15 protein-coding genes are annotated in these 15,594 nt (G+C 69.8%); 12 read left to right on the top strand and 3 right to left on the bottom strand.

Features of this window, described 5'->3' with window-relative positions:
* Window positions 1-48 precede the first annotated feature (48 nt).
* The 10 genes from ON19_RS21160 (at window position 49) to ON19_RS21115 (ending at window position 10,049) form a co-directional block, all read left to right on the top strand.
* Window positions 49-957, top strand: a complete 909-nt coding sequence (locus ON19_RS21160; RefSeq protein ID WP_043695566.1) for a TIM barrel protein — start codon at window positions 49-51, stop codon at window positions 955-957.
* A complete protein-coding gene (locus ON19_RS21155; protein ID WP_227954663.1) occupies window positions 954-1,964 on the top strand; it encodes a sugar ABC transporter substrate-binding protein in 1,011 nt (336 codons plus the stop codon). The genes ON19_RS21160 and ON19_RS21155 overlap by 4 nt, the downstream gene beginning before the upstream one ends.
* A 17-nt stretch (window positions 1,965-1,981) precedes the next feature.
* Complete coding sequence (locus ON19_RS21150) at window positions 1,982-3,028, top strand: ABC transporter permease (RefSeq protein WP_043695563.1); 1,047 nt, start codon at window positions 1,982-1,984, stop codon at window positions 3,026-3,028.
* Entirely contained in the window at window positions 3,025-3,807 is a 783-nt protein-coding gene (locus ON19_RS21145; RefSeq protein ID WP_043695560.1) for an ATP-binding cassette domain-containing protein, read from the top strand. The genes ON19_RS21150 and ON19_RS21145 overlap by 4 nt, the downstream gene beginning before the upstream one ends.
* Window positions 3,804-4,754, top strand: a complete 951-nt coding sequence (gene iolC, locus ON19_RS21140; protein ID WP_218006457.1) for a 5-dehydro-2-deoxygluconokinase — start codon at window positions 3,804-3,806, stop codon at window positions 4,752-4,754. The genes ON19_RS21145 and iolC overlap by 4 nt, the downstream gene beginning before the upstream one ends.
* A 232-nt stretch (window positions 4,755-4,986) precedes the next feature.
* Window positions 4,987-5,931 carry a Cgl0159 family (beta/alpha)8-fold protein gene (locus ON19_RS21135; RefSeq protein WP_086006680.1) on the top strand — a complete coding sequence of 315 codons (945 nt, stop codon included), beginning with the start codon at window positions 4,987-4,989 and terminating at the stop codon, window positions 5,929-5,931.
* The gene (gene iolB / locus ON19_RS21130; RefSeq protein ID WP_043695557.1) at window positions 5,928-6,818 is read left to right on the top strand and encodes a 5-deoxy-glucuronate isomerase; all 891 of its coding nucleotides are present in this window, start codon (window positions 5,928-5,930) and stop codon (window positions 6,816-6,818) included. Before ON19_RS21135 ends, iolB begins: the two co-directional genes overlap by 4 nt.
* Complete coding sequence (iolD, locus tag ON19_RS21125) at window positions 6,815-8,656, top strand: 3D-(3,5/4)-trihydroxycyclohexane-1,2-dione acylhydrolase (decyclizing) (protein ID WP_174377714.1); 1,842 nt, start codon at window positions 6,815-6,817, stop codon at window positions 8,654-8,656. The genes iolB and iolD overlap by 4 nt, the downstream gene beginning before the upstream one ends.
* 488 nt (window positions 8,657-9,144) lie before the next feature.
* Window positions 9,145-9,348 carry a cold-shock protein gene (locus ON19_RS21120; protein WP_014987157.1) on the top strand — a complete coding sequence of 68 codons (204 nt, stop codon included), beginning with the start codon at window positions 9,145-9,147 and terminating at the stop codon, window positions 9,346-9,348.
* A 164-nt stretch (window positions 9,349-9,512) separates the two neighbouring features.
* Entirely contained in the window at window positions 9,513-10,049 is a 537-nt protein-coding gene (locus ON19_RS21115) for a winged helix-turn-helix transcriptional regulator (protein WP_051169128.1), read from the top strand.
* Between the two features lie 3 nt (window positions 10,050-10,052).
* Here the strand turns inward: ON19_RS21115 and ON19_RS21110 are convergent, their stop codons facing one another.
* Together ON19_RS21110 and ON19_RS21105 are read right to left on the bottom strand one after the other, a co-directional pair.
* Window positions 10,053-10,859 carry a nucleotidyltransferase domain-containing protein gene (locus tag ON19_RS21110; RefSeq protein WP_051169142.1) on the bottom strand — a complete coding sequence of 269 codons (807 nt, stop codon included), beginning with the start codon at window positions 10,857-10,859 and terminating at the stop codon, window positions 10,053-10,055.
* Between the two features lie 53 nt (window positions 10,860-10,912).
* Window positions 10,913-12,103 (bottom strand): MFS transporter, encoded by a 1,191-nt coding sequence (locus tag ON19_RS21105; RefSeq protein ID WP_043695555.1) that lies wholly within the window; start codon window positions 12,101-12,103, stop codon window positions 10,913-10,915.
* A 77-nt stretch (window positions 12,104-12,180) separates the two neighbouring features.
* Here ON19_RS21105 and ON19_RS21100 point away from each other — a divergent pair, with 77 nt between their 5' ends.
* Together ON19_RS21100 and ON19_RS42040 are read left to right on the top strand one after the other, a co-directional pair.
* A complete protein-coding gene (locus tag ON19_RS21100) occupies window positions 12,181-13,122 on the top strand; it encodes a LysR family transcriptional regulator (RefSeq protein ID WP_227954664.1) in 942 nt (313 codons plus the stop codon).
* Window positions 13,123-13,488: 366 nt separating this feature from the next.
* Window positions 13,489-13,674 (top strand): hypothetical protein, encoded by a 186-nt coding sequence (locus ON19_RS42040; protein ID WP_157229770.1) that lies wholly within the window; start codon window positions 13,489-13,491, stop codon window positions 13,672-13,674.
* 173 nt (window positions 13,675-13,847) lie between these two features.
* Here ON19_RS42040 and ON19_RS21095 read toward each other — a convergent pair whose 3' ends face one another.
* Window positions 13,848-15,557 carry an alpha/beta fold hydrolase gene (locus tag ON19_RS21095; protein ID WP_043695549.1) on the bottom strand — a complete coding sequence of 570 codons (1,710 nt, stop codon included), beginning with the start codon at window positions 15,555-15,557 and terminating at the stop codon, window positions 13,848-13,850.
* Window positions 15,558-15,594: the final 37 nt, after the last annotated feature.

The following is a 15,594-nucleotide window of genomic DNA, read 5'->3' as shown; positions in this document are numbered from 1 at the left end:
CTCCAATAGAACGGAGCCAACTCGATATCGAAGGTCGGAGAAGTGCCGATGACCGAATCCCTGCATCCGCTGCGCCTCGCGGCCGCGCCGATCTCCTGGGGAGTCTGCGAGGTCCCCGGCTGGGGTCACGTGCTCGACGCGCGGACGGTTCTGTCGGAGATGGCCGCGCTCGGCCTGTTCGCCACCGAACTCGGGCCACCCGGCTATCTGCCGTGCGACCCGGGTGAACTGCGACAGCTCCTCGAGGAATTCGGCATCGCCGCGGTGGGCGGCTTCCTCGCCGTTGTGCTGCACCGCGACCGGCCCGACGCGCTCGCGCGGGCGGAGCACACCGCCGCGGTGCTGGCCGCCACGGGCGCGGAAGTCCTCGTGCTGGCCGCCGCCACCGGATTCGGTGGATACGACGAGCGCCCGCAACTCGACGACTCGCAATGGCGCGCGTTGATCGACACCGCCTCCGCGATCCGCGACGCCGCCGCCGGGTACGGCCTGCGCACGGTGCTGCATCCGCATGTGGGCACCCATGTGGAGAGCGAGGCCGAGGTGGAGCGGTTCCTCGCCGACGCCGATCTCGACATCTGCCTGGACACCGGACATCTGCTCGTCGGCGGCACCGACCCGGTGCGGCTCGCGCGGCGGCACGCCGAGCGGATCGGGCACATTCATCTCAAGGACGTTCGCGGCTCGCTGGCCGACCAGGTACGCGGCGGGAAGCTCGAGTACAGCGAGGCGGTGCGCCGCGGGCTGTATGTTCCGCTGGGTGAGGGTGACGTCGACATCGCGGCACTCGTACACACCGTGCGGAGCGCGGGATATCGAGGCTGGTACGTCCTGGAGCAGGACGCCGCACTGCGCACATCCGAGACGGCGGGTAAGCCGAGTGGCGACACCGGGCGCAGCCTGCGATACCTCACCGACATCGCGCTCACCGCGGCCGGGATCCAGTGCCGGCGATGACGATGACGTCTCCGCGACCACGGCGCGGCGCGACCGCGCGATATCTGCCCCGCCTGCTGCCGTGGATCGCCACGGCCGCCCTCCTGGCCGCGTGCAGCGGTCCCGGCGCCGACGCGCCCGCCCCTTCACAGACGCCGATCGCCGTCGGAACGGTGAAGTCGGTAGCGGTGGTGACGCACGGCAGTCCGGGCGACGCATTCTGGAACGTCGTCAAGAACGGCGCGGAAGCCGCGGGTAAGGACCTCGGTGTCCGGGTGGACTACAACTCCTCCGGTGATCCCGGCCAGCAGGCGAAACTGATCGATAACGCGGTGGCGCAGGGCGTCGACGGCCTGGTGGTCTCCATGGCCAATCCCGAGGCGCTGCGGCCGTCCGTCGAAAAGGCTGTTGCCGCGGGCATTCCCGTGGTGACGATCAATTCCGGCGAGTCCGAGAGCGCGAAGTTCGGCGCGTTCGTTCATGTGGGTCAAAGCGAATCGCTGGCCGGGCAGGCCGCGGGCACACGCCTCGCCGAGGCCCGGCGCACCAAGATGCTGTGCGTCATCCACGAGGCGGGCAATATCGGCGCGAACGAGCGCTGCGCGGGCGCGACGAAGGCGTTCGGCAACGCCACCACACTCCAAGTGGACATCAACAATCCGACCGACGCGCAATCGAGGATCAAAGGCGCGCTGGAGGCCGACCGGTCCATCGACGCGGTCCTGACGCTGAACTCCCAGGTCGCCGCGCGGGCCGTGGACGCCGTCCGGGAGGCCGGGTCGCCCGCCACCGTCGCGACGTTCGACCTCAATTCCGATGTGGTGGAGGCGATCCGGGCCGGGAGGCTGCTGTTCGCGGTCGATCAGCAACAGTACGAGCAGGGTTATCTGCCGATCGTGCTGCTGCGGCTGTACCGGACGAACCTGAACACCGTCGGAGGCGGTGCGCCGGTGCAGACCGGCCCCGGTTTCGTCGACAAGAGCAACGTGGACGCCGTCGCCGCGCTCGTCGCGCAGGGCACGCGCTGAGGCCGGGAGTGGATGAAATGACCGTTGCCACAAAGACCTCCGATCCGACACAGGACCGACCGGGCCTCTCGCCGCTACAACGCCTGGCCGTGCGGCCGGAGATCGGCGCGGCGCTCGGCGCGCTGCTGGTGTTCGTGTTCTTCTCCCTCGTCACCGACCGGTTCCTGAGCCCGCTCGGCGTCGCGACCTGGCTGGACGACGCGTCCACGCTGGGCATCATGGCGGTGGCCGTGGCGCTGCTGATGATCGGCGGCGAGTTCGACCTGTCGGCGGGCGTGATGACCGCCTCCACGGCGCTGGTCACCGCGTTGCTCGCGGTGCACGCCGGATGGAACGTGTGGTTCGCGCTGCTGGCCTCGCTGGTGTTCGCGCTGGTCGTCGGCGCGTTCAACGGCTGGGTGGTGATGCGCACCGGCCTGCCCAGTTTCATCGTGACGCTGGGGACCTTCTTGGCCCTGCAAGGTCTGAACCTCGGCGTGACGCGGCTGGTCACCGACACGGTGCAGGTCTCGGGGGTGCGCGGCGCGGACGGCTACCAGTCGGCGGGCTGGGTGTTCGCCTCGACGCTCGACATCGGCGAAGCGCACATCCAGGCGTCGGTGGTCTGGTGGATCGTGCTGACCGCGCTCGCCGCGGTCATCCTGGTCCGCACCAGGTTCGGCAACTGGATCTTCGCCGTCGGCGGCGCGCTGCCGAGCGCCCGCGCGGTCGGCGTGCCCGCAGACCGCACCAAGATCCTGCTGTTCATGGGCACCGCGTTCGCGGCCTGGGTGGTGGGCTCGTGCAACATCCTGCGGTTCGCCAGCGTGCAGGCCAACCAGGGCGTGGGGCTCGAACTGCACTACATCATCGCCGCCGTGGTCGGCGGGTGCCTGCTCACCGGGGGCTTCGGCTCGGCGATCGGCGCCGCGATCGGCGCGCTGATCTTCGGCATGGCGCGCCAGGGCATCGTGTTCGCCCGCTGGGACAGCGACTGGTTCATGCTGTTCCTCGGCGTGCTGCTGCTGGCGGCGGTCCTGGTCAACAACAGATTCCAGAAACGAGCCGAAAGGGTGCGCCGATGACTTCCCTCATCGAGGCCGTGGACCTCGGCAAGAGTTACGGCGGCGTCGTCGCCCTGCGTGAGGTGTCCACGGTGGTGAACGCGGGCGAGGTGACCTGCGTGCTCGGCGACAACGGCGCGGGCAAGTCGACGCTGATCAAGATCCTCGCCGGGGTGCACCGGCACGATCGCGGCGAACTGCGCGTCGAGGGCGAACCTGTCCGCTTCGCCTCCCCGCGCGAGGCGTTGGATCGCGGCATCGCCACGGTCTACCAGGATCTCGCGGTGGTGCCGCTGATGAGCGTGTGGCGCAACTTCGTGCTCGGCTCGGAGCCGACTTTCGGATACGGCCCGTTCCGGCTGCTGGACCGCAGGAAAGGCTGCGAGATCGCGCGAACCGCGCTGGCCGACATGGGCATCGAGATCCGCGATCTGGAACAGCCGGTCGGCACGCTGTCCGGCGGGCAGCGGCAGTGCGTCGCGATCGCGCGGGCCGTGCATTACGGCGCGAAGGTGTTGATCCTCGACGAGCCGACCGCCGCGCTGGGCGTCAAACAGGCCGGGGTGGTGCTGAAGTACGTCGTGCAGGCGCGTGAACGCGGGCTCGGCGTCGTGCTGATCACGCACAACCCGCACCACGCCTATCCGGTCGGCGACCGATTCCTGCTGCTGAAGCGGGGCGCGATGCTCGGTTCGTATGAGAAGTCGGAGATCGATCTGCCGGAGCTGACCCGTCAGATGGCGGGCGGGGCGGAACTGGAGGCATTGCAGCACGAACTGCGGCGCGTGGTGACGCCGTGAAAACGCCGGGAAACGAGCTGGAGGCGTTGACCGTCGGCCGCGTCGGGGTGGACCTGTATCCCGAACAGAGCGGCGTCGCCCTGGCGCAGGTGCGCAGTTTCGCCAAGTTCCTGGGCGGCACCGCGACCAATGTCGCCGTGGCCGCCGCCCGGCTCGGCCGTCGCTCGGCGGTGCTGACCAAGGTGGGTCCCGACGGCTTCGGCGACTTCGTGCGCACGGCGCTGGAAGACTTCGGTGTGTCGTCCCGTTACGTCACGACCGCGCCGGAGTTGCAGACGCCCGTCGTCTTCTGCGAACTCGCACCGCCGTCCGATCCGCCGCTGCTGTTCTATCGGGCGCCGATCGCGCCGGATCTCACCCTCACCACGGACGAAGTGCCGTGGGAAGTGGTGGATTCCGTGCCACTGCTGTGGGTCACCGGCACCGGTGTCAGCGACGAACCAGGCCGCAGCACGCAGCGCGAGATCCTGCTGCGCCGCGCCCGCGGCGGCCACACGGTGCTCGACCTGGACTACCGGCCGATGTTCTGGCCCGACATGGAAACCGCGCGCGCCGAGATCGGGTGGATGGTCGACCACGTGAACGTGGTGGTCGGCAACCGTACCGAGGCCGAGGTGGCGGTGGGCACCGCCGACCCCGACGCGGCGGCCGATCGGCTGCTCGCCCGTGGGGTGCGGCTCGCGGTGATCAAGCAGGGTGGCGACGGTGTGCTGGTGGCCACCACCGAGGAACGCTGGACGGTGCCGCCGTGCCGCGTGGAAGTGGTGTGCGGGCTCGGTGCGGGCGACGGATTCGGCGGCGCGCTGATCCACGGCCTGCTCTCGGACTGGGCCCCCCGGCGCATCGCCACCTACGCCAACGCGGCGGGCGCGCTGGTTGCCTCGCGTCTCGCCTGCGCCGACGCGATGCCAACGGCCGGGGAGATCGAGGAACTGCTGTGTGGGTGAGCCGGGGCGGGAGCCGAGGAGCCGCCGTGTGGGTGAGCCGGGGCGGGAGCCGAGGAACTGCCGTGTGGGTGAGCCGGGGCGGAAGTCGAGGAGCCGCCGTGTGGCCGAGCCGGGGCGGGAGCCGAGGAGGCGCTGTGTGGTTGAGCCGCACGGAATGGACCAGCTGTAGAGCGGCGGGACCGAGCGGAACGAAGGAGCTGCTGAATGGCGAGCGCGGAATGAAGGAGCTGCCGTGCATGTGACCGACGAACGCTGGCGCGAATTACTGCACGTGCGCGCCACGGACCCCGCCGCGATCGAACGGGCCTACGCGAAACGGGTGCGCCGCGCCGACCTGCTGGCGGGCAAGCAGACCTTGTTCCTGGTCGCCGCGGACCATCCCGCCCGCGGCGCGCTCGGCGTCGGCGCGGACCGCACGGCCATGGCGGATCGGCGCACGCTGCTGGAACGGTTGCTGATCGCGTTGGCCAACCCGGACGTCGACGGCGTGCTCGGCTCGCCGGACGTGGTCGAGGAACTGCTGCTGCTGGACGCGCTGGACGACAAGGTCGTGATCGGATCGATGAACCGCGGCGGACTGGCCGGCGCGGAATGGGAGATCGACGACCGATTCACCGGATACGACGCCGAAGCGCTGGCGCGGTTCCGGCTCGACGGCGGCAAGATGCTGCTGCGCCTGGTCGATTCCGACGCGGGCACCGTGCCGACGCTGCAAGCCTGTGCGCAGGCGGTCTCGGAACTGGCGGCGCACGAGCTGATGGCGATGGTCGAACCCTTGTCGTATCACCGGGACGACAACGGTGCGCTGGTGATGAGCAAGGACGCGCTGTCGCTGTCACGGGCGATCACGGTGGCCTCCGGCCTCGGCGTCACCTCGGCCTACACCTGGCTGAAGATTCCCGCGCCGCCGGATATCTCGGTACTGGACGCGACCACCTTGCCGGTGCTCGTGCTGGGCGGCGCGCCTTCCGGTGACTCGGCGGTGGATCGCGCGCTGTGGGGCGGGGCGCTCGGCCACGACGTGGTGCGCGGTCTCGTCGTCGGACGCACTCTGCTGTACCCGCCGGACGGCGACGTCGCCCGAGCGGTGGACACCGCCGCTCGCCTGCTGCGGGAAACCCGACGCGACCGGATCGCGGCCGATATCCACCGATTGCGTACCGAGGAGGTGCGATGACACTGCATCGGCCGGACGGGACGCTTCGCCGTGACGGCGATCCGATTCACCTCATGCCCGAGGACGCCGGATGGACCTACGCCGGGCTGCGCGTGCTGCGGATCGGTGCGGGTGCCTCGCGCGTCGTGCGGACGGGCGAGTGCGAGGCTTTCGTCCTCCCGCTGGCCGGAGCGTGCACGGTGCGCGTCGACGGCGCGAGCTTCACACTGGCCGGTCGCGAATCGGTCTTCACCCGCGTGACGGACTTCGCCTACGTCCCGCGCGACGCCGAGGTGGAGTTGGTTGCCGAGGGCGGCGACCTGGAGGTGGCGTTGCCGATGGCCCGCTGCGGGAGCCGGCTCGAGCCGAGATACGGCCCCGCCGAGCAGGTTCCGGTCGAAGTTCGCGGCGCGGGCAGCGCGACGCGCCAGGTCACGAACTTCGGGATACCCGGTGTGTGGGAGCACGCGGACAAGCTCAATGCCTGCGAGCTGATCACCCCGGACGGCAACTGGTCGTCCTACCCGCCGCACAAGCACGACCAGGCGAGCGAATGCGAAGTCGTCAACGAGGAGATCTACTACTTCCGCATCGCCGGACGCGACGGGATCACGCCGTCGCGCGAGGGATTCGGCATGCACCGCACCTACACGGCCGATGGCACGATCGATGAGAACGTCGCGGTGCGTGACGGTGACGTCTTCCTGATCCCGCACGGCTATCACGGGCCGTGCATCGCGGCCCCCGGCTATCCCATGTATTACCTCAATGTGCTGGCCGGTCCGGGCCCCGAGCGGTCGATGGCGTTCTGCGACGACCCTGCCCACAGCTGGGTGCGGGGGCGCTGGGACGCCGAGCCGCTCGATCCCCGCTGCCCGGTCACCTCCCACGAAGGACGGGTCGGATGAGATCGACCACGGCGCAGGCGCTGGTGGCCTGGCTGATCGCCCAGCGCTCCGAGACGCTCGACGGCCGCGAGGTGCCGTTGTTCCCCGCCGTCTTCGCGATCTTCGGCCACGGCAACGTGCTCGGCCTCGGCACCGCGCTGCACGAGCGGCGCGACGAGCTGCCGGTCTGGCGCGGGCACACCGAAGAGGGGATGGCGCTGGCCGCGGTCGGTTATGCCAAGGCTGCCCACCGGCGCCAGGTCGGTGTCGCCACGTCGTCGATCGGTCCCGGCGCGCTGAACATGGTGACGGCGGCTGGCGTCGCGCACGCCGACCGCCTTCCGCTGCTGCTGCTTCCGGGCGACACCTTCACCGGACGCGCGCCGGACCCGGTCCTGCAGCAGGTCGAGCACTTCGGCGACCCGACCGTCACGGTGAACGACGCGTTCCGGGCGGTGAGCCGGTATTTCGACCGCATCACCCGCCCGGAGCAGCTGATCGCCACCCTGCCCCAGGCGGTCGGGGTGCTGACGGATCCGGCCGATGCCGGTCCGGTCGTCCTGGCGCTCCCGCAGGACGTCCAGGCCGAGAGCTACGACTTCCCCGACGCGCTCTTCCAGCCGGTGGTGCACCGTCTACCGCGGCCGCGCCCCGATCGGCGGGCGCTCGCCGACGCCGTCGCCGCACTACGCGCAGCGCGACGCCCGCTGCTGATTCTCGGCGGCGGCGTCCGCTATTCGGGCGCTGGGCCCACCGTGCTGGAATTCGCCGAGCGGTACGGCCTTCCGGTAGTGGAGACCACCGCGGGCCGCACCCTCGTGCCGCACGACCATCGGCTCTACGCGGGACCGCTGGGCATCACCGGCTCGGCGTCGGCGAACGCGATGGCGGCCGAAGCCGATCTCGTCCTCGCGGTCGGGACCCGGTTGCAGGACTTCACCACCGCGTCCTGGACGGTCTTCGCGCCGGACGTCCGGCTGGTCACGATCAACGTGGCCCGGTTCGACGCGGTCAAGCACGGCGCCCTCGCGGTGATCGGTGACGCCGACGCCACCATGTCCGAGCTTGCCGGGCAGCTGGGGCAGTGGCGCGTCGATCCGGAGTGGACGGCGCGAGCGGCCGAACTGCGCGGCACCTGGGACACGCATATCGATGAACTGCGCGCACCGACCCCGGGCAGGCCGAGCTATGCCCAGGTGGTGGGCGCTGTGAACGACCTGAGCGGCCCGAGCGACTACGTGATGACGGCCTCCGGCGGCCTGCCCGGAGAACTCGTCGGCGGCTGGCGGGCGACCGGCGGCGCACCGACCATGGACGTGGAGTACGGCTTCTCCTGCATGGGCTACGAGCTCGCGGGCGCGTGGGGTGCGGCCATGGCGCACACCGACGGTGTGGTGACCACACTGCTCGGGGACGGTTCGTATCTGATGCTGAACTCGGAATTGTTCTCGGCGGCGTTCGCCGGGCATCCCTTCGTCGCGGTGGTCTGCGACAACGACGGATACGCCGTGATCGCCCGGCTGCAGGAGGGGCAAGGCGGCGAGCCGTTCAACAACTTCTACGCCGATTGCCGTACCGGGCACGAACGTCCACCTCGGGTCGATTTCGCCGCCCATGCCGCCGCCTTGGGGTGCTCTGTGTTCACGGCCTCCGACCTGGAGGCGTTTCGGGACGCCTACGCGCGGGCCCGGGCGGCGGCGAAGGCCGAGCGCCGCCCGGCCGTTCTGGTCGTGCGGACACAGCCGGCGGTGTGGACGGAGGCGGGCGCGTGGTGGGAGGTCGGTGTGCCGGAGCATCTGGCGGGCCGCGCCGCCTACGACGAGACGAAACCGCGTCAGGTGCGCTATCTCCGCCCCTGAACAGAACTTAACGAACGGTGCGCACGGCGACCCCCGGCCGTACGCTGAAGTATCGGATTCTGCGTGCGGTACACTGAAACTAGTTGGGGAACAAGGAAACTGGTAGCAATTAAGTATCGCTGCCGAGCCGCGTCGAAGAAGGAGTCCATGATGCCGGGCGCGGTGGCCCCTGCGATCGCAGCGTGCTCATCAGGGGAGGGCGGCGAGCGTTATTTCGGGCGGCGTGCGGGTATCCGCCCGATGGGCCCCGACGTCGCACGGATCGGGACCGTACCGATTGTGGGAGGTGACAGACCCAGCCCGCCCTGAGCGAGCGTCGCGAGTGAACCGAGCGTGCACTCGCGCACGACGGAGCCGAGCCTCGTCGTGAGCGTTAGCTCACAGTTGGTGGTGCGGAACGTGAGGAATTCGTCGGATCATGGCATCGTTGATCTATGAGGCCAGGGCATCTCATAACACCTACCTGGCTCGTCTACAGAAAGTATGAAATGGCTCAAGGCATTGTGAAGTGGTTCAACAGCGAGAAGGGCTTCGGCTTTATCGCACAGGACGGCGGGGGGCCCGACGTCTTCGTGCATTACTCGGCTGTGAGCGGCTCGGGTTTCCGGTCCCTCGATGAGGGGCAGCGCGTGGAGTTCGAGATCGGCCAGGGACAGAAGGGTCCGCAGGCCCAGGACGTCCGCGTTCTCTGATCGCGACTTAGCTTCCGAAAGGCCCCGCACCGGGATGGTGCGGGGCCTTTCCCCTGTTCAGAGCGTTTACGGTGAAGGTCACATAGGGGGAGTGACCACCGAGGCGCCGCCTGAGCGGCTGGTTGTATATTGCAAGCAGTAGGTGTCGAGGGTAGGAGTGCCGGATGCGCGAGGACGGACGTTCCGGGTGCCCGATCAACGCGACGATCGAGGTGATCGGCGATCGGTGGACGCTGCTCGTGCTGCGCGACGTGATGTTCGGCGACCGGCGCCACTTCCGCGAGCTGCTGGCCGGCTCGGAGGAGGGCATCGCCTCCAACATCCTGTCCGATCGGCTCAAGCGCCTGGTGGCGGCGGGGCTGCTCAGCCGGGAGGACACCAGACCAGGGCAGAAGGCGGAATACCGGCTCACCGAACCCGCGATCCAGCTGGTGCCGGTCATGGCACAGCTCGGCGCGTGGGGTCTGCGGCATCGCCCGACCACCAAGCGTCTGCGGGTGCGGGCCGAACTGCTCGAGGCGGGCGGTCCGCGACTGTGGGCGGAGTTCATGGACGAACTACGCGAGAGTCACCTGGGCATCCCGCGCCCGAACCCGGACCGCCCGTCCGCCACCCAACAGCTCGCACAGGCCTACGCCGACGCGGTCGCCGACTCCGCCGATGCGGACGAGCGAACGGCCGCGGCGGTTCCCGGGTCGTAGGGGTCAGCCCGCCAGCGCCTCGGAGCGGAAGAACTCGGCGGTGATCGCGCGGGCGCGCGTGAGATCGCGGCGGCCGGACTTCCGGAACGCCTCGGCGGCACAGGCGAATTCGGCGGTGATGAACGTGGTGATCGGCGCGGGCACCGACCCGCTGCCCATTTCACGGGTCCGTGACTTCAGGTCGGTCAGCTCGCGCACCGCGTCCGGCAATCCGTCGGGCAGATCGCACTGCCGAAGCAGCGTCGGCAGATGCATCGGCGCCACCGCCGCCGCGGGATGCTCGCGCAGCCACCGCAGCGCCATCGCCGGACGCAACGCGTAGAACACCTTCTTCAGCGACCCAGTGCGCTCGAACAAGGCCCACTGCTTGGCGCCCAAGTGCAAATAGTGCCGAGCGACCCTGTCGCGGTCGGCGACCTCGTCGGCGACCGTGCGCAGCCGGTCCCGGAAAGCCGGATCGCCGCGATAGACGATCGGCGACATCAGCCACTCGATGAGCACGGCGTTGCCCTGCACCAGCAGTCGCAGTGCCTTGGCCAGATCCCAGCCGTTCACGTCGAGCAAGCCCGCGAGCGGCGTCTCCACCACGTCCCGGGTGCGCCACGGGGACAGGTAGGTCTCCAGCGCCGCGACGTACACGAACCGGCAGTCGTAGTCCGAGTCGGGAGACGGGAAGCCCCAAGCGCGGCTCCCGCTTTCGATCGCGAGCCGGATCGACACCCGGTGCTCCCGCTCGACCCGATCCAGCTCACGATCGATCGACCCGACCACCGCCGGGTCCATCGAAGCCGGTATCGCGCGCAGAGACATGAACGCGATGGTATGTGCCGAAAAAGGTTGCCGCGAACGCTTTTCGCCGTCGCTCACCGATGACGGCCGACTGTCCCGACCGCGGCCACGAGCACGGCGACGACAGCCAGCGCGCCGCCGAGCCACAGGGCGGCGGCCAGGCCCACCCTGTCCGCCGCCAGCCCGCCGGTCAGCGATCCGAGTGCGATGGCGGCATTGAAAACCCCGGCGAACAGGGCGGACGCGCCTTTCTTCGCCCCGGGCGACGCGGCGAAGACCCAGTTCTGCGTGCTCACCGAGACCCCGCCGTAAGCCAGGCCCCACACGACCATCAGCACGAGGGCCTGCGGCGGCGAGGCGCCCAGCACGGGCAAGGCGATCGCGGCGGCGGCGAGGATCGAGCCGATCGCGATCAGGGTCTTCCGCGGTGTCCGAGACGCCGCCGCGCCCGCGCCGAAATTGCCCGCGACACCGGCGATCCCGTACACCAGCAGCAGGGTGCCGATCGTCTCCGCGCCGACGCCGGTCACCTCCTCGAGCACCGGCCGCACGTAGGTGTAGGCGGCGAAGTGGCCGGTGACCAGGAACGCGACCACGAGCAGAGCGACGCGCAAGCCCGGCTGCCGCGTCAGCCGCAGCACGCCGCCCAGTGCCGCGCCCTCCGTCGCGGGCAGGCGCGGCAGCGCGGCCGCCATCGCCGTGAGGACCAGCAGCGCCAGACCCGCGGCGGCGGCGAACACGATCCGCCACCCGGCGACCGCGCCCAGCACGGTTCCCGCGGGGATGCCGAGCACCGAGGCGACCGCGACGCCGGAGAAGACCAGCGACGTGGCGGCGGTCACCGACCGTGCGGGCACCAGACGCGCCGCCAGGCTCGCGGCGAGCGCCCACACACCGCCCATGCCTACGCCGACCAGCACCCGCGCCCCCATCAGCACCCCGAAGGTGGGCGCCCATGCGGTGCCGAGGTTGCCCAGTGCGAGCACTGCCATCAATCCGCACAGCACCACCCTGCGCTCGATCCGGCCCAGCGCCGCGGTGAGCAAGGGCGCCGACACCGCGGCCACCAGGCCCGTCACCGTCAACGCGAGACCGGCGCTGCCTTCGCTCACCCGCAGCGCCGCGCCGATCGGAGTGAGCAGGCCGACCGGCAGCATCTCGGAGGTGACCACCGTGAACGTGCCCGCGGTCACGGCGGCGACGCCGAGCCAGCCGCGAATCGCCGAAACCGGCGGCTGCGCAACGAGTTCCTGCACCTGTGTCATGTCCTCCAGCCAAGGGCCCGCGGCAAGGGGAAACAACGGTGAAGCTCTCATAGTTCTATGAGCTGGACTCATCGACCGTGGAAGGGAGCCTGATGGGCGGGCTGGAGATCCGTGAGCTGGAGGCGTTTCTCGCGCTCGCCGAGGAACTGCACTTCGGGCGGGCCGGCGAGCGGCTGTACGTGTCGCAGAGTCGGGTGAGCCAGCTACTGCGCGCGCTGGAGCGGCGCATCGGCGGCCGGCTCGTGGAACGCACCAGCCGTACCGTCCGGTTGACTCCGCTCGGCACCGACTTCCTCACCGAACTGCGGCCCGCCTATGCCGCGTTGCGCGCGACGGTCGACGATGCCCGCGCCGCCGCCCGAGGCGTGGACGGTATTTTGCGCATCGGTTTCCAGGGCGCGGGCGACGATCACCTGATGGCGGCTGTCGAGCTGTTTCAGCGGCGTCACCCGGAATGCTCGGCGGAACTGGTCGAGATTCCGCTGGCCGATCCGTTCGGGCCGATACGGCGCGCCGAGGTCGACGCCGCGGTCGTGCTGCTGCCGATGGGCGAGCGTGATCTGGTGCTCGGATCGGTGTTCGCGGGGCAGCCCCAGACGCTCGCGGTGGCAGGCACCCATCCGCTCGCGGGGCGTGCCGCGCTGTCGGTGGAGGAACTCGCGGAGGTCCCGCTGGTCGGCGTGCGCGCTCCGGCGCCGGAGTACTGGCGCAGGGCGCAGGCGCTGGACGTGACGCCGGAGGGCCGCACGGTGCGTCCCGGCCCGGAGGTCGGCACGCTGGAGGAGGGTCTCGCCGCGGTGGCGGCCGGCCGCGGCGCGATGCTGCTGTGCCATCCGACCGCGGAATCACACCGCAGACGGCCGGTTGCCTTCGTGCCGGTGACGGGGATTGCCGAGTCCCGGCTCGGATTGGTGTGGCACCGCTACCGCGAGACCCCGCGGGTGCGCGCGTTCGCCCGCGCCGTGGCCGCCGCGAAGGAGGCCGGGGATGTGCGGTCGGTCACCACCGAGGCATCCTGACCATGCGCTGCCCTCGGCCGCTTCGGTCGCCGAATATCGGTGCCGACCGGGCGTCACAATTCTCCGCGAGTCGCCGGGCAGGTGATCACGAGTTATTCACAAGCCCTATTGTTCGAATGGGTGAGTTTGCTGGTGACGTCGCTTGAAAGGCCCCTATTTTCTGGGGTTGTGAACTCTGGGCAACTTTCTTTCGAGTCGTCTTTGCGCATCTTTTGCTCGGGAAATCGATGGCCCACGGTCGACGCTCTGACCTGGACGTTTGACTATATCCGCAGCTCAAACGTGGGCTGAGATGTGTCCTGCGCCACAGCGACCGCTGAATGTGGCCTACATCTCCATATTATCGAATTCCGTAACCGCCGCCCTGTGGCCGCCGATGTGCCTCGTGTCAGCCAGTTCGACTGGATTATGTTTCGAGGAAGAGGTATTTCCATGATCCCCGTTATCATCGACACCGGTAGCGCTGCCCTGAACGGTCTTTTCAATACGCTCGGCGCCGCTCTGCACGGCCTTGTCGACACTTTGTGGACGGGTTCCTTCGGCGGCCGCTGACCGACCTGACGGTCGAGAGGATCGACCGGGTTGCGCGCCGACCGACGGCGTGACCGAGCGGGCCCCCGCACCGAGACGGTGTGGGGGCCCGCCGCTGTGCGGCGTGGTCGCGGGGCAAGGAAGGTGATCGAGTCCCACGCCGCATCAGCAGAGTCGCGCGAGACGGGGCGCGATCAGCCGCGTGCCCCGACGGTGGACATTCGGGCGAGTTCCGCCGCGACGCGCGCGGGATGGGTCAACTGCGGATAGTGGCCCGCGCCCTCGATCGCCACCGAGTCCCGCGGCGTCGTGACGGTGAGCGGATCGGCGGAACCGGTGACGATTCGCACCGGCACTTCGATCCGTTCGAGCAGTTCGCGCAACTCCGCGCGCCGCGCGGGGGCACTCGCGCGGCGCAGCGCGGCGACGGTGCGTGCGGCGACACCCGGCCTGCGCAGGTTCGCGGCGGCGCTCGCGATCGCGGCGCCGTCGGGCACACCGAGCCGTTTCGCCAAGGCGGCGGCCGGCATTCGGCGCATCGCCGCCGTCATCAGTGGTGAGCGCAGCAGCAGGCCCGATCGAGGCTGCAAGAACGCGGGGGCCACCAGCACCACGCCGGAGACGCGCTCCGGATGCTCCGCCGCGTATCGCAGCACCGGACCGCAGCCGAGCGAGTGGCCGACCAGCACGGGGCGGGTGCGGACCGAGGAGAGCGATTTCGGCAGCACGGCATCCTGGTCGCCGGGCGCCGAGCGTCCGAGGCCGGGCAGGTCGACGGCCAGGCTCGGCCCGTCCAACTCCGCGCGTACCGCGTGCCACGATTCGCCGTCGAGCGGAAGCCCGTGCACAAGAACGTATGCCGGGCGTTGCCGTTCGCCGCTCACCCAGACGCCATCGGCGAATCCGGCGGTCGGATCGTCGGTGACCGCGCCGAACCGGCTGGCCACGAGATGGTCGGCCCAGGTCAGCAGGGTCGTCTCGGTCGAAGGCATGGTGAGTCCGGCTCGGCGGGCCACGTCCCGCGCCGCCGAGGTGTCGTAGCGGTCGTCGGCGATGAAGGGCAGCGACTCCGGATCGGCGCCGGTCAACGCCCGCGGAAGTTTCTCGATGACACCGACCGGAATCGAGAACCGCGGCGCGCGGACGCCCATGTGCCCGGCCAGCAGTCGGATCAGCTTCGGCAGCACCGGAGTTCGATCGTCGAGAACCGTGTAGGACCGGCCCGCGGTATCCGGCAGGGTGGGGAGACTGATCAGGAAATCGGTGAAGTAGTCCAGATCGACGATCGGCACGAAGGTCTGCGCGCCACCGGGAACCGCGGCGAGCCGGCCGTTCCAGAGTTCCTCGACCATGTCGGCGAGTCCCACGTATTGGCCGGGGCCGATCACGCTGCTCGGGTTCGCGATGGTCAGCGCGACGCCCAGTTCGGCGGCCCGCCGCCGCAGCAGCGGATCCGATTCGAATTTGGACGCGCCGTAAGCGCCCTTCTCCCAATGCTGTTCCTCGGACTGCTCGACGGTGATCCGGTATCCCGTGATGTGGACGAGGCGTCGCGGGCCGGGCAGGGCGGCGGCCCACTCCAGGACGTGCAGCGCGCCGGTGACGTTGACCGCGTACGCGTCCTCGGGCGCGAGTCCGAAGGCGAAGCGGGCCGCGCAGTTGTACACGTCGCGAATGCCGGACGGGTCGAACCCGGCGGGCAGGCCGAGGTCGGGGGCGGTGACATCACACGCGACGATCTCCAGCCCGCTCGCGTCCACCTCGCGTCTGCGCAGCCAGCTGGTGAGCCGCTCTTCGGTACCCGGTCGCAAGGCGGCGGTGACGGAATGTCCCTGCGCGAGTAGACGGGCGACCGCGTTGCGGCCGAGGAACCCGGCGGCTCCGAACACGATGCTGTCGGACATGACAAACTCCCTATTAGACCGGTCTACATATTTTGCA

It is taken from the genome of Nocardia abscessus NBRC 100374 (genome assembly GCF_000308455.1).
GTDB classification, from domain to species: Bacteria; Actinomycetota; Actinomycetes; order Mycobacteriales; family Mycobacteriaceae; genus Nocardia; species Nocardia abscessus.
This window is presented reverse-complemented; position numbering and strand designations above follow the sequence as displayed.

Bases quoted from the DNA above. Each gene is read 5' to 3' on its own strand.
- iolB (WP_043695557.1), top strand. From the start codon at position 5,928: ATGACACTGCATCGGCCGGACGGGACGCTTCGCCGTGACGGCGATCCG.
- ON19_RS21145 (WP_043695560.1), top strand. From the start codon at position 3,025: ATGACTTCCCTCATCGAGGCCGTGGACCTCGGCAAGAGTTACGGCGGC.
- ON19_RS21150 (WP_043695563.1), top strand. From the start codon at position 1,982: ATGACCGTTGCCACAAAGACCTCCGATCCGACACAGGACCGACCGGGC.
- ON19_RS21120 (WP_014987157.1), top strand. From the start codon at position 9,145: ATGGCTCAAGGCATTGTGAAGTGGTTCAACAGCGAGAAGGGCTTCGGC.
- ON19_RS21095 (WP_043695549.1), bottom strand. From the start codon at position 15,557: ATGTCCGACAGCATCGTGTTCGGAGCCGCCGGGTTCCTCGGCCGCAAC.
- ON19_RS21155 (WP_227954663.1), top strand. From the start codon at position 954: ATGACGATGACGTCTCCGCGACCACGGCGCGGCGCGACCGCGCGATAT.
- iolD (WP_174377714.1), top strand. From the start codon at position 6,815: ATGAGATCGACCACGGCGCAGGCGCTGGTGGCCTGGCTGATCGCCCAG.
- ON19_RS21110 (WP_051169142.1), bottom strand. From the start codon at position 10,859: ATGTCTCTGCGCGCGATACCGGCTTCGATGGACCCGGCGGTGGTCGGG.
- ON19_RS21105 (WP_043695555.1), bottom strand. From the start codon at position 12,103: ATGACACAGGTGCAGGAACTCGTTGCGCAGCCGCCGGTTTCGGCGATT.
- ON19_RS21160 (WP_043695566.1), top strand. From the start codon at position 49: ATGACCGAATCCCTGCATCCGCTGCGCCTCGCGGCCGCGCCGATCTCC.
- ON19_RS21115 (WP_051169128.1), top strand. From the start codon at position 9,513: ATGCGCGAGGACGGACGTTCCGGGTGCCCGATCAACGCGACGATCGAG.